Raw genomic sequence first — 12231 nt, 5'->3', positions numbered from 1 at the left:
AGACGGAGGACGGAGTCAGATCGCGTGGTGCGCGTCGGCGACGGCCCGGGCCTCGTCGCGCAGGGCCTGGACGACCAGGCGGACCGACGGCCGCTCGAACCGGTCGGGACGCAGCAGGGCCGCGATGTCGCGCTTGGCCCGGATGCCGACCAGTGGTCGGGTGACCAGGCCGTTGCCGTGCTCACGGGTCGTGAACCGGGGCAGGATCGCGATGCCGTGACCCGCCGCCACCAGCGCCTCGACGATGCCGTTGTCGGAGATGCGCTGTGCGATGCGCACCGGCTCGCCGGTCGCGGCCACGACCTGGCTGAGCACCCGGTCGAACGGGTAGTCGTGCGGCACGCCGATCCACGTCTCGCTGACGACGTCGCGCGGCGAGAGGCTCGCCTTGCGGGCCAGCGGATGCCCCTCCGGCAGGGCCACGTCGAGCGGCTCGCTCATGAGCGGGACGACCTGCAGCCCCCGCTCGTGCCACGACGCGTTGGTCGTCGGCGAGTCGGCGATGACGACGTCGTGGTCGGGCGTGAGGTCGGCGAAGTCGACCGTCACGCCGTCCTCGTCCGAGCACAGCAGCTCGACCTCGGGGGTTCCGGCCATGCGCGTGAGCGTTCCCGGCAGCAGCATCTCGCCGCCGGTGGGGAACGTGGCGAGCCGTACCTGGCCGGCCGGACGCTCCATGTACTCGCGCCACCGACCCTCGGCCTTCTCGATCGCGACCGCGATCTCGGTGGCGGCCTGCGCGAGCGCGCGACCTGCGACGGTCAGCTCGACGCCTCGGCCGGCCGGGGCGACCAGCGTGTACCCGGCCTCGCGCTCGAGCACCTTGAGCTGCTGCGACACCGCTGAGGGTGTGACCTTCATCGCGTCGGCGACCGCTCCGACCGTGCCTCGTTCGGCCAGCTCCCGCAGCAGTGCGAGCCGATTGACGTCCATGTAGCAACACTACATGTTACGTGTAGCAATGTTGGCTTGTCCTTGACGTTCCACAGACCCACACTGGATGTACGAGCTACCCCGGCTCGCACAGACAGCCTTCAAGGAGGCCCCCATGCTCGTCCTCGGAATCCTCATCGGTGCGGTCTCGGTCGTCGGCGTCGTCAAGACGGTCCGCCTCGTCGCCACGGACGGCCACGGCGCCGTGCCGACGCGCACCTACCCGAACATGTTCAGCATCCGCTGACCCGCACACGCACGAGGCCTCCGCGACGATGTCGCGGGGGCCTCGTGCGTGTGGAGCCTGCCGGTCAGGCGACCCGGGTGCGGTAGCCCGGCAGCAGCTCGTCGACCAGCGCATCGGTCTCGGCGGCCGATCCGATCGGCGAGCCGTGCTCGGCGATGGCCGCGTACATGTCGCTGACGGCCTGCTCGAGGTCGTCGCGCGAGCCGACGTGCGACTCCAGCCGCAGCCGCGAGCGCCACAGCTCCTCGCTGGCCGGCGCCATGCGCAGACCCTGGGCCAGCGCCGCGCGCGCGGCGTCCTCATCGTCGCGCACGGCCGCGGCCTCGGCCGCCGCCAGCACCGTGAGGTTGACGGCCATCGCGATGTCGGACTCGAGCGTCGTCGCCGCCAGCCAGCCGTACCGGTCGGACGGGATGCCGTCGAAGGCCGGCCCCTCGACCAGGTCGAGGGCCGCGCGCAGGTGCGTCGCGCGGCGAGCCCCGTCGTCGCTGGCCCGGTTGAGCGCATCGCGGAACGACGTCCAGTCGAGGTCGACCGCGCCGGCCGCGAACGCCCAGATGCCGAGCTCGTGCTGCAGCACCGGCTCGCCGTCCGAGGTGCTGCCGAGCCAGGTGGACAGCTGGGCCAGCGCGGTGTCGCGCACCTCGGGCTCGACGCCGCGGGGCCACAGCGCCGCGCTGATGCGGTTGGCGTGGACGCCGGTGGGGTGGATCGCCAGGAAGCACGCCAGCTCGGTGAGCAGCTCGCGGCGGCCGGGATCGACCTCGCCGGGCGCGGACACCTCGACGGGCCCGAGGATGCGAACGCGTGCGACCGACTCGTGCTCGGCGGCCACCCGGTGCTCGGCGACCAAGGCGTCGACCAGCTGGTCCATGCTGACGCGCTGCGACCCGGCCGCCGGCTCGTGCAGGGCGACGAGCCCGTGCACGGCGTCGACCGTGAGCACCTGCGCCGTGACGTCGATGCCGGCCATGGGCGACGAGACACGCCCGTCGGGCCGGCTGGTCAGGCGCAGACCGCTGGTGGCGGTCGAGCCGACGATGACGACGCCCAGGGCGACGGTCGGGTCGGCGGCCAGCTCGTCGAGTCGCGCCAGCTCGTCGGGGCTCGGCGAGCCCGAGCACACGATGAGCTGGTAGCTCCAGTCGATCGCGTCGGGGTGGCTGGCCCGCGCCGCGCGAGCCGAGTCGGCACCTGCGTCGCGGCAGGCCGCGCGCTGGTACCGGGCGACGTTGTCGAGGCCCTCGAGCACGCGACCGACGTCGTCGGCGTGGCGGATGCTGCCCGATCCGACGTGCGACAGGTCGTCGGCGAAGCCGACCAGGGTGACCGCGCGGTCGTCGGCCCACGGGTGGGTCGCTGCGTCGACGGCCATGCTGAGCGCCAGGCCGCGCGCGACGTCGCCGTCGCCGTCGAGGGCGATGACCCCGTCGACCGACTCGGTGTCGAGCAGGAAGACCGTGCCGTCGTCGCGGCGCCCGATGCTCACCAGACCCGGCAGCGGCGACAGACCGTTGCCGCCGACGACGGCGTCACGCTGGAGCGACCACACGGACCCGCTGGACGTCCAGCCGTCGGGCGGCTCGACCGTCGGAGCTTCGTCGAAGACCATCGCGAGCCCCTGCTCGGACAGCGATGCCCGTGCCGGCGCGGCGAACCCGGGCCGGGAGTTGAGCGAGCGCACGGCGCGATCGAGCCAGCTGGCCGTCGTGACGTCGGCCTCGTCGCGCAACCGGCTGCCGGGGGTGGGCGGCGTGGGCACCGGATCGTGCGGATCGGTGCCGGACGGGTCGCGGGTGGCCCACCACTCGCCGGCCGTGGCCGACGCGCGGCGGCGGCGCAGGCCCAGGAAGGCTCCGGCGAGCACGAGACCGCCGGCGACGCCGAAGAACGGCGTCCAGGCACCGTCGACCTGCAGGCCCCCGCCGTCGGCCTGAGCCGCGGCGCCCGCGTCGGCAGAGGCGCTCTGCGCCGTGGCGCCGGTCTGGCTAGCGGGCGCGGGCGTCTGCACGGGCACCTCGGCGACCGTGGCGTGGTCGACGACCTTCAGGCCCGGGCCCTTCGCGTCGTTGGGCAGCTTCATGACCCAGCCGGGGTGGATCAGGTCGGCCTTCTGCAGCACGCGTCCGTCGGGCTGCTCGACACCCTTGTTGAGGTCCCAGATCTCCTGGTAGCGGCGACCGTCGCCGAGGTAGCGGTCGGCGATGTCCCACAACGTGTCGTAGTGACGCCCGTTGGGAGGCTTGACGTCGTAGTAGGTCGTGACGCCCGTGGCCACGTCGGTGTCGGTGGCCCGCTCGAGGTCGCCGACCGCCGGCAGCGTGCCGTCGGGCAGCTCGGCGGGCATGACGACCTGCGAGACCGTGCTGGTCACCACCTGGCTCGTCGGCGCCGCCTGCACCGTCTCGTCGGCCGACGCCGTGACCGCGTTGGCCGACGACATGCCGACCGACGTCACCGCGGCGAGCAGCACGATCGACGAGATCAGGCGGCGGGCGAGCGTCTGCGTGCCGATGCCGCCACCGGGGACGTGCGGGGCCAGGCCGCTCTTGCGGCGCTCGGCCACGGCCTCGACCAGCAGGCACACGACGAAGTGCGCCCACGCGAGCCACACGACGACCGCCAGCACCGCGAGCACCGTCTCGGCCGTCGTGGGCGTGGTCAGCCACTCGGCCGACGGCTTCTCGTCGGGCCACGGCGTGCCGAACGCCGACAGCAGGCCGATCGGGACGCCGACGACGATCGCGATCGTGCCGACCAGGGCCGCCGCGCCCTGCGCCACGAGTGCCCAGCGCTTCTCGGGCTCGGCGACGGCCGGCAGCCGGTTCTCGGGAGAACTCTCGATGGTCGAGGGCATCGTGCGCTCCTGGGGATCAGAGGATCAGTAGATGACGGCGGGCGGCTGGTTGGGCGCCTGGACCTCTTGGACCGGGATCACCTGACGAGCACGCATCGTGAAGCCCTGCCCGAGGTCCTGCATGGCCGTGCCGTCGCCGTAGCTGACGCGCCACACGATCGTGACGTCGGCGTAGAAGGCGTCCTTGACGTTCTCGGGGATCGGCTTGGTCGCGAGCTTGCGCGCCGAGGCCGACGACCTCGGGAACGTGATGAAGCACGAGCCCTCGGGCTGGTTCTTGGCCGAGGCGCCTTCGACGTACGGTGTCGACGGGTCGCACACCGCGGTGGGGATGCCTTGCTGGTTCGGGTTGATCGTGATGGACGTCGCGCGGGCCTCCATGACGACGCCGCCGACCTCGATGCGCCGGAACGGCCCGCCGTCGGCCTTGGCGGCATACGGACCCTGCGCCACGACCGAGGTGTCGACCGGGTCGAGCCAGCGGAAGGTGAAGAAGGTCGGCACGCCCACGATCGGCGTCGGGTTGGGACGCGTCCGCATGAACGGGACCGGCATCTGCGTGGTCGACCCGAACTGCTTCCAGAGGAAGTCGGTGATGCCGTTGTGGCGGTCCTCGATGTCGGTGCCGTTCTCGACGAACACGATCGACAGCTCGAGCGTGCGGGCACGTCCGCCCGTGTAGGTGTCGAAGTCGATGTTGCCCAGGCACGTCATCAGCATGTAGCGGCCCTCGGAGGGACGCAGGTTCTCGGGCTTCTGGATGGCCGGGGGGATCTCGCTGTAGCGGCACCGCTGCAGCTTCTGGTCGCCGAACCGCTCGCGCAGCGTCTTGGCGTCGCCGCCACCCGCCGACACGCACGACATGCCCATGCCGGCGCCGTTGGCGAACACCGAGCACGACTTGGTCGGCGACTGGTACGAGGCCTGCTTGGTGCCGTCGCTGAGGGTGTTGGTGTCGCCTGAGGTGCCGTCGCCGCCACCGCAGTTCGGCTCGGCGATCGGGCAGTCGGCCTGCGCCGGCCCCGACGACACGGTGACGACGCCGAGGCTGACGACCAGCGCCGTCAGGACGGTGCCCACGGTGGTGCGGATGGTGCTCATGCGGGCGGACCTCCCGGGCACGTGCCGGAGATCTCGGTCGTCTTGAGGACCCATCGACCGGACGACTTGCTCAGCATCGCCTTCTCCTTGAACCAGATCTGCTCGCCCTCGCCGACGACCTTGTTGTTCTTGTCTCGAATCGCCGTGGTGGGCGCCCACGAGCACATCACCAGCGTGGCGCGGTCACCGGTGGTCTCGGACGACTGGACCTTCACGTCGCCCTCGGGCGCCGCCTGGTACTGCTTCTGCTTGGAGATGTTGATCGCGTTGACGTACTTGCGCAGGACGGTCTTGCTCGTCATCTGCTCGAGCCCGCCGACGATCTTGCCGGCATTGATCGACGCGGCCAGCGTCTCGTTGGCCGTGGTCCACGCCAGCACGGCCTCGTCGTTCTGGTAGGTCGGCCAGTCCTGGATCTTCCACGTCACGCCGTTCGCGCCCGGCGGCTGCGTCGCCGCGGCAGGAGCCGGCGCGGACGTGGTCGCAGGCGTCGTGGGTGCGGCCTTCGACGGCGAGGGCTTGGGCTCGTCGTCGCTGCCGCCGCCGCTGCACGAGGCCATCGCGCCACCCAGGGCGACGACCACGGCGCCTGTGACCAGCGACTGACGCTTCACGTGTGGCTCCCCCCGGAGACGAAAGATGTCGGACCGGAGACCACCATACCGAGAAAACGCTGCGACGCCGACCCAGACCGGGCGACGACGACGGCAGACGCGGGGTCAGGCGCGCCCGAGAGGGCAGCCCGGCTCGCACGCACCCACGCGATCATGTGGGGGGCCCTCCCCGGCAGGTGCCACCTCTGCCGTCGATCGACGTCAGGACCCACTGCCCCGACGCCTTGCTCATCACGGCGTCCTGCCTGAACCAGATGCCCTCGTCATCGCCCACGGCTCGGTCGTTCTCGTCGCGGACACCTGTCGTCGTCGACCACATGCACATGGACAGCTCGGCACGGTCGCCCTCCGTCCTCGACGACCGGACCTTGACGTCACCCACGTCCGCGACGTGGTACTTGCGCTTGCTGGAGAGCGCGACGGCGTCGGCGTAGATCCGAAGCACCTTCTTGCTGACCCGCTGCTCGAGCCACGGAACGAGCCTGCCCTGGTTGGTCGATGCTGCCAGCCCCTCGGCGATGCGCGTCCACTCGATCACGGCCTCGTCGTCCTGGTGCTTCTCGAAGTCCTGGATCTTGTAGGTCACGCCGTCCGCCCCCGGTGCCCGCGTCGCGACGGTGGGCGAGGGCGACGGCGGAACGACCGGTGTGGGGGGCGTCGTCTGGGACGGGGCCGCCGAGGGGGTCGAGCGCGACGGTGTGGGCGCATCGCCATCCCCGCACGCCCCGACGACACCTGCGAGCAGGACGACGGACGCGCCGATGGCGAGGCGATCACGTATCACGGTGCGTCACCGGCCGGCTTGCACTCCGGGGGCTCGTCCTCGTCGGGCTTGTCGTCGTCCTTGTCCTCGTCGTCCTTGTCCTTGTCGTCCTTGTCGTCGTCCGGGTCGTCGGTCGGTTTGGGGGTGCACGGCGTCACCTCGACCTCCTCGGGCACCGGCGGCGCGGTGGCCGTCGGCGCGCTCGTGGCCGGGGGCGCGACCGAGGGAGGAGCGACGGTCGGCACCTTGCCACTGTCCGGCTTGGAGATGCCGCTGACCGGACGGGCGAGCGCCTCGCCGTCTGCCTGCAGCGTCTGCCGGCCGATCAGGCCCAGCAGCACCGCCTTCAGGTCGATCTGCGTCGTGACGACCACGGCGGTGAAGTCGCCGGCCGGATCGTTGACCCGCTTGAGGGCCGCTCGACACACGGTCAGCTGCGGGTCGAGCGACTTGGCCTTCTCGCAGTAGTCGCTGGCCGCCGCCAGCGCCAGGTTCGGCAGCAGGTCGAGCCGCGGATCGGTGACGTCGATGGCCTGGGCCCCGGCCCGCGCGGCCTCTTGCGCATAGGCGATCGCGCGCCCCTTGGCGTTCAGCTGGCGCCCGCCGTCGATGACCAGCGCCGCCAGCATCAGGATCGCCAGCGACACGATGACGACGAACGGCGTGATCGAGCCGCGCTCGTCGCGCGCCGTCACCGGTAGCCCCGGTAGCGGTCGAGCGGGCTCGTGAAGGTGCGCGCGATGTCGACCTTCTTGAGGGGCAGCGCGCCGAGGTCGCTGAGGTCGAGGGTGCAGCGCACCGTCACGGTGACGGTCTCGATCGCCAGGGGGTTGTCGGGATCGGGCAGGCCGAAGGCGTTCTGCGACAGCTGCGGCGGATCGGCGGCAGCCGTGCTGCGGCACGAGGCCGGCGCGTCGTCCATCGACTCCTTCACGACCTGCGAGACCACCGCCGGCACCTCCGACCGGTTGTTCTGCGCCGTCGCCGCCCGCGCCGCGTCGCGAGCCGCCTGGTCCACGAGGCTCTCGGTCTGCGCATAGCGACCGAAGGCGATGATCAGGAACAGCAAGGCGAGCAGGAACGGCGCCACGATGACCAGCTCGAGGCTGGCCGTGCCCCGCTCGGGACGATGCGTCGTCATGGGCGCAGATCACCCCGGAACTGCTCGAGCGTCGCCTCGGACGACTGCTGGATCTCGACCGTGCCGCCCACGGGCAGCACGACCGAGCCGATCACGCGCATCGTGACCCGTCCGGTCTGGGTGTCGATCGTGCCGACGGCAGTGACGTCGTTGAGGCGTCCGATCTTGGTGGCGTACCCCTCGGTGACCTGCTCGGCCGCCCTGATGAACGCGCCGGGGTCGGAGTTGTTGCCGGCCAGGCGCAGGTACGAGACGCCCTCGCGCGACGCCGACTGCGCCGTGTTGAGGGAGTAGAAGTAGAGCCCCGCCTGGATGATCGTGAAGATCAGCAGCAGGAAGATCGGCGCAATGATCGAGAACTCGATCGCGCTGGTGCCCCGGTCAGGGTGTGTTCGAGCCCTGCTCGATCTTGTTCGAGTTGTCCTCGACGACACCCTGGATGACGCGGGCGACGACGAGCGCCAGGATGACGACGACAGCCGAGATGATGGCCCACTCGATCGCGGAGGCCCCGCGCTCGTTGAAACCGTCACGGCGGGCACGATCGGCCCGGGCACGCACGAAGGTGATGATGCCCATCGCGTAGAACACTTCGGCTGACACGAATTTTTCCCCCGGTTCATGGGCCGCCACTCAACCGAGCTGACTGACGGCGGGATAGGCCAAGAATACCAAGAATGCGACGCACATGAGCAACTGAGCCATCAGCATCGACTGCGAGCTCTCACCGGCTGCTCCCTCGACGTCGACCATCTCCTTGCGCCGCATGCTCTCGGCACGCGCCATGAGCGACATACGGATGCGCGCGCCCTCGTCGCCGGCCAGCGCGAGCGCCGACGCGAGGTCGCGCAGCTCCTCGACGCCGAGGTCGCGGCCGAGGCGCGCGATGCCCTCCCACGGCGTCCAGCCCATGATGCGCGCGTTCGACAGCGCCTGGCGCATGCGCACCATGGCCCAGTGGTCGCCGAACGACGACGCCGCCATCAGCGCCTCGGGCAGGCCACGGCCGCCGGCGAGGTTCATGGCGACGAGGTCGAGGAAGGCGCCGGTGACGTGCCGGAAGTCGCGGCGGCGCTTCTCGGCCTCGCCGTGCAGCGCCAGGTCGGGCAGGAAGAAGGCGAACACGGCGGCGGCGAGGGCCAGGACGACGGGCACGCCGAGTCCCCCGACCAGACCGCTCAGCTTGAGGGCCACCGGCAGCCAGACGAAGGCACCCAGTGCCAGCAGCGCCTTGGTGCCCAGGTGCGTCGACATCGAGCGGTTCATGACCTCGAGGTCTTCGCGGGTACGCATGAGCTGCCAGCCCCGCGCGCCGGCCTCGGCCTCGAGCCGCTCGCCCAGCGTGGTGCGGACCCGATCGAGTCGACCGTCGAGCTCGACCCCGGCCGCGCTGGCCGTCAGCGACCGGCGTGGACGCCGCTGCCGGTCGAGCCGGCTGAGCGTCGCGGCGACGCCGGGCACGGGACGACGCAGGGCCAGGACGATCAGCAGGATGCCCGCTCCGACGCTGGCTCCGGCCAGCAGCTCGAGGATCATGCGTCCCGCCTCGCCATGGTCGGTGCGGCCGTGATGACGCTCGACGGGCTCGCCATGCCGGGCGTGATGAGGAAGCGCTCGGGCTCGGCGACGCCCGACAGCCGGCGCAGCCACAGGATGCTCAGGCCGAACACGCCCAGCACGCCGGCGAGCACCAGCTGGCCCTCGAGGGAGCCGTACGGCTCGACGTAGGTGCGGTTGAACACGACCAGGAGGGCCGCCACGCCGACGATGACACCCACCACGACCTGCACGCTGCGCCGGGTGCTGCGCCGGCTCGACTCGACCCGCCGTCGCACGTCGAGCTCGTCGCGCGCCGACGAGGCCAGGGCCGACAGGACGTCCCTCAGGCCGGGCCCGCGCAGCCGGGCGTTGAGGATCAGGGCCGCGACCACCAGGTCGGCCGACGGGTCGTCGAGGTCCTCGGAGAACTTCATCAGCGCGTCGGGCAGCGGCTCGCGCACACGCAGCCGGTCGACGAGCAGGTTGAGCGACGGCCTGATGGAGGGGGCCGCGTTGACCGCGGTGGCGGGGATCGCCTGCTCGAGACCCACGGCACCGGCGATCGTGTCGCGCAGCGCCTCGATCCATCCGGCGAGGCCCTCGATGCGGCCGATCGCGGCGCGCTCCTGACGAGCGCCGCCGAAGGCCCTGTCCCAGAACGCGACCAGCGCGCCCAGGACGACCGCGAGCACGACCCAGCGGGTCACGACCAGCACGACGACGCCGACGAGCACACCCGCCAGGGCCTGCTGCCCGCGGCGACGCGACGTGCGCGACGACACCGCGCGACGGCCCGGCGTGGCACCGGCGGTCGCGCTGACCTGGCGCGTGAGGGCGTAGTAGAGCACCACGCACCCGAGGCCGAGCACGGCGCCGGCCGTGATCGACAGCGGGAGGCGGTAGTCCTCGAGCATCAGGCCCACCGTCCGTGGACCATGGGCCGGTAGCCGTGGTCCTCGAGGTCGGCGACGCAGCCGATCGGCGAGTGCGCGGCCGCGCGACCGTCGGGGTCGGGGGCGAAGACCTCGTTGGAGAGCACCTGGCCGTCGTGGCCCACGACCTCGCGGATGCTCTCGACGACGCGGCGCTGGGTGCCGCCCGTGGCGTGGTCGTTGCGCTTGCGGACGAACACGACGAAGTCGAGGGCACCGGAGATCAGCATCGTGGTGGCCTCGAGCGGCAGCCGCTCCTTGCTCTGGATGGCGTAGGTGCCGATGCGGTTGAACACCTCGAGCGAGGAGTTGGCGTGGATCGTCGACAGCGAGCCGTCGTTGCCCTGGCTCATCGCGTTGAGCATCGTGACGATCTCGTCGCCGAGCACCTCGCCGACGATCACGCGCGACGGGTTCATGCGCAGCGACCGGCGCACCAGCTCGGCCATCGACACGTGCCCCAGGCCCTCGGAGTTGCCGAGGCGCTCCTCGAACGACACGACGTTGGGGTGCAGGTCCTCGTACTCGCCGAGGCCCAGCTCGAGGGCGCGCTCGACCGTGATGAGGCGCTCGGTGGCCGGGATGACGTTGGCCAGCGCTCGCAGCATCGTGGTCTTGCCGGCGTTGGTGGCGCCCGCGATCATGATGTTCTTGCGCGCGAGCACGGCCGCCTTGAGGAACTCGCCGATGTCGGCCGACATCGTGCCGTTCTCGACCAGCTCGTCGAGGAACACCCGGCCAAGCCGCGCCTTGCGCACCGAGATCGACGGGCGGGCGCACACGTTCATGACGGCCGACAGGCGCGATCCGTCGGGCAGGCGCAGGTCGAGCTGCGGGTTGGCCGAGTCGAACGGGCGGCTCGACAGGCCGGTGTGGGCGGCGAGCACCTGCACCAGCTCGATGAGCTCCTCGTCGCTCTCGGCCACCGGCGGGTGGCGCTCCTCGCGGCCGTCGCCGTACTGCACGAAGACGTTGTCGCAGCCGTTGATGTCGATGTTCTCGACCTCGGGGTCAGCCAGCAGCGGCTCGAGGCGACCCACGCCGAACAGCGCCGAGTGGATCGCCGCGGCGACGCTGGCCTCGACGTCGGACGGGATGGGCGAGCGTCCCTCGGCCACCTCGTAGCGGGCGTGGTCCTCGAGCACCTGGACGATGAGCGACCGGGCGAACTCGCGCTCGTCGTCGGCGCTCATCGGGCTGATGCCCGAGATCTGGTCGCGGCGCCTCTGCTCGTTGAGCCGGTCGGCCACCTGACCGCGCAGGGTGCGCACCAGGTCGTGATCGATCACGAGGTCACCTCCTGCTGCTGGTCGGCGGGCTGCTGGTCGGTCCCGCGGCCGGCCGGGACGAAGGCGCCCGCGGTGCGGTCGGCCAGCACGTCGACGATCGGCTGGGCCGACCGGACGAGCGCCGTGCGCGCCGGGCTGCCGGTGACCTGGCCGAGGAAGAACGCGGCGCCGGTGGTGTCGTGGGCCAGGTGATGCACGCCCTCGACCGGGGTCTGCGACTGCACGATCGCGTCCCTGATCTCGGCGACGGCACGAGAGCGCTTGGGCGGGGCCACGACCACGACGTGCAGCGGCGTGCCGACCTCTCCGCCCAGCGCGTCGCTGACCTTGCGCAGCCGCTCGCGCAGGTGCACGACGCTGCTCGGCACGATGTCGACGACGAGCACGACGGCCGAGGCGGACGCCAGGATCGCGTTCTGCGGCGTCTCCGCGCCGATGCGTCCGAGGTCGACCACCGTGTCGGTGCCCGGCAGCTCGGCGAAGAGCTGCCCGAGGACGTCCCACTGGCCGAGGCCCGCCGCCTGCTCGGGCGTCGTCATGCCCGTGATGACCTCGAGGCCCCCGACGATCTGCTCGGTGTGCTGGCGCACCAGGTCGGCGTAGAGCGACTTGCGTCCCGCAGCGACCAGGTTGAGCAGGCCGGGGTTGGAGTCGAGGGGCTCGCCGTCGGCGCCCGGCATGCGCAGGGCGACGTCGCCGCCGGCCGGATCGCACTCGACGAGGATGCTGGGGCGGGGCCAGAGCGCCGCGAAGAGCATCGCGGCGGTGGTGACACCGGGCGAGCCCTTGGCGGACGCGATCGCGAGGAGCGCCAT

14 protein-coding genes are annotated in these 12231 nt (G+C 71.6%); 1 reads left to right on the top strand and 13 read right to left on the bottom strand.

The genetic code is table 11. The annotated features are described in order from the left end of the window. Nucleotides 1-15 precede the first annotated feature (15 nt). A complete protein-coding gene (locus tag DX116_RS07120; RefSeq protein WP_119703434.1) occupies nucleotides 16-933 on the bottom strand; it encodes a LysR family transcriptional regulator in 918 nt (305 codons plus the stop codon). A gap of 115 nt (nucleotides 934-1048) precedes the next feature. Here DX116_RS07120 and DX116_RS20410 point away from each other — a divergent pair, with 115 nt between their 5' ends. Next, nucleotides 1049-1180, top strand: a complete 132-nt coding sequence (locus DX116_RS20410) for a hypothetical protein (RefSeq protein WP_267897684.1) — start codon at nucleotides 1049-1051, stop codon at nucleotides 1178-1180. Nucleotides 1181-1244: 64 nt separating this feature from the next. Here DX116_RS20410 and DX116_RS07115 read toward each other — a convergent pair whose 3' ends face one another. From DX116_RS07115 to DX116_RS07065, 12 genes are all read right to left on the bottom strand, one after another. Beyond that, nucleotides 1245-4037 carry a LysM peptidoglycan-binding domain-containing protein gene (locus tag DX116_RS07115; protein WP_119703433.1) on the bottom strand — a complete coding sequence of 931 codons (2793 nt, stop codon included), beginning with the start codon at nucleotides 4035-4037 and terminating at the stop codon, nucleotides 1245-1247. A 24-nt stretch (nucleotides 4038-4061) separates the two neighbouring features. After that, nucleotides 4062-5138, bottom strand: a complete 1077-nt coding sequence (locus DX116_RS07110) for a hypothetical protein (protein WP_119703432.1) — start codon at nucleotides 5136-5138, stop codon at nucleotides 4062-4064. After that, nucleotides 5135-5752 (bottom strand): hypothetical protein, encoded by a 618-nt coding sequence (locus tag DX116_RS07105; RefSeq protein ID WP_119703431.1) that lies wholly within the window; start codon nucleotides 5750-5752, stop codon nucleotides 5135-5137. The genes DX116_RS07110 and DX116_RS07105 overlap by 4 nt, the downstream gene beginning before the upstream one ends. A gap of 151 nt (nucleotides 5753-5903) precedes the next feature. Then, a complete protein-coding gene (locus tag DX116_RS07100) occupies nucleotides 5904-6338 on the bottom strand; it encodes a hypothetical protein (RefSeq protein ID WP_147393609.1) in 435 nt (144 codons plus the stop codon). A gap of 194 nt (nucleotides 6339-6532) precedes the next feature. After that, nucleotides 6533-7210 carry a TadE/TadG family type IV pilus assembly protein gene (locus DX116_RS20085; RefSeq protein WP_199715949.1) on the bottom strand — a complete coding sequence of 226 codons (678 nt, stop codon included), beginning with the start codon at nucleotides 7208-7210 and terminating at the stop codon, nucleotides 6533-6535. Then, nucleotides 7207-7656: a TadE/TadG family type IV pilus assembly protein gene (locus tag DX116_RS07090; RefSeq protein WP_119703429.1), complete on the bottom strand. Its 450-nt coding sequence runs from the start codon at nucleotides 7654-7656 to the stop codon at nucleotides 7207-7209. The genes DX116_RS20085 and DX116_RS07090 overlap by 4 nt, the downstream gene beginning before the upstream one ends. After that, a complete protein-coding gene (locus DX116_RS07085; protein ID WP_158591923.1) occupies nucleotides 7653-8090 on the bottom strand; it encodes a TadE family protein in 438 nt (145 codons plus the stop codon). The genes DX116_RS07090 and DX116_RS07085 overlap by 4 nt, the downstream gene beginning before the upstream one ends. Beyond that, on the bottom strand, nucleotides 8038-8259 hold the full coding sequence (locus DX116_RS19880) for a hypothetical protein (protein WP_233556595.1): 222 nt from the start codon (nucleotides 8257-8259) through the stop codon (nucleotides 8038-8040). Before DX116_RS19880 ends, DX116_RS07085 begins: the two co-directional genes overlap by 53 nt. A gap of 30 nt (nucleotides 8260-8289) precedes the next feature. Next, nucleotides 8290-9192 (bottom strand): type II secretion system F family protein, encoded by a 903-nt coding sequence (locus DX116_RS07080; protein WP_119703427.1) that lies wholly within the window; start codon nucleotides 9190-9192, stop codon nucleotides 8290-8292. Then, entirely contained in the window at nucleotides 9189-10109 is a 921-nt protein-coding gene (locus tag DX116_RS07075) for a type II secretion system F family protein (protein WP_119704174.1), read from the bottom strand. The genes DX116_RS07080 and DX116_RS07075 overlap by 4 nt, the downstream gene beginning before the upstream one ends. After that, nucleotides 10109-11416 (bottom strand): CpaF family protein, encoded by a 1308-nt coding sequence (locus DX116_RS07070; protein WP_233556594.1) that lies wholly within the window; start codon nucleotides 11414-11416, stop codon nucleotides 10109-10111. The genes DX116_RS07075 and DX116_RS07070 overlap by 1 nt, the downstream gene beginning before the upstream one ends. Next, the gene (locus DX116_RS07065) at nucleotides 11413-12231 is read right to left on the bottom strand and encodes a P-loop NTPase family protein (protein WP_119703426.1); all 819 of its coding nucleotides are present in this window, start codon (nucleotides 12229-12231) and stop codon (nucleotides 11413-11415) included. The genes DX116_RS07070 and DX116_RS07065 overlap by 4 nt, the downstream gene beginning before the upstream one ends.

Origin of the sequence: Aeromicrobium endophyticum (genome assembly GCF_003586285.1) — a bacterium.
GTDB classification, from domain to species: Bacteria; Actinomycetota; Actinomycetes; order Propionibacteriales; family Nocardioidaceae; genus Aeromicrobium; species Aeromicrobium endophyticum.
The sequence above is the reverse complement of the archived record's forward strand: the minus strand, read 5'-3'. Positions and strand labels throughout refer to the sequence as shown.

Excerpts from the sequence above, each read along its gene's own strand:
- DX116_RS07090 (WP_119703429.1), bottom strand. The coding sequence starts at position 7,656 with ATGACGACGCATCGTCCCGAGCGGGGCACGGCCAGCCTCGAGCTGGTC.
- DX116_RS07115 (WP_119703433.1), bottom strand. The coding sequence starts at position 4,037 with ATGCCCTCGACCATCGAGAGTTCTCCCGAGAACCGGCTGCCGGCCGTC.
- DX116_RS20410 (WP_267897684.1), top strand. The coding sequence starts at position 1,049 with ATGCTCGTCCTCGGAATCCTCATCGGTGCGGTCTCGGTCGTCGGCGTC.
- DX116_RS07065 (WP_119703426.1), bottom strand. The coding sequence starts at position 12,231 with ATGGCGCTCCTCGCGATCGCGTCCGCCAAGGGCTCGCCCGGTGTCACC.
- DX116_RS07080 (WP_119703427.1), bottom strand. The coding sequence starts at position 9,192 with ATGATCCTCGAGCTGCTGGCCGGAGCCAGCGTCGGAGCGGGCATCCTG.
- DX116_RS07075 (WP_119704174.1), bottom strand. The coding sequence starts at position 10,109 with ATGCTCGAGGACTACCGCCTCCCGCTGTCGATCACGGCCGGCGCCGTG.
- DX116_RS07120 (WP_119703434.1), bottom strand. The coding sequence starts at position 933 with ATGGACGTCAATCGGCTCGCACTGCTGCGGGAGCTGGCCGAACGAGGC.
- DX116_RS07110 (WP_119703432.1), bottom strand. The coding sequence starts at position 5,138 with ATGAGCACCATCCGCACCACCGTGGGCACCGTCCTGACGGCGCTGGTC.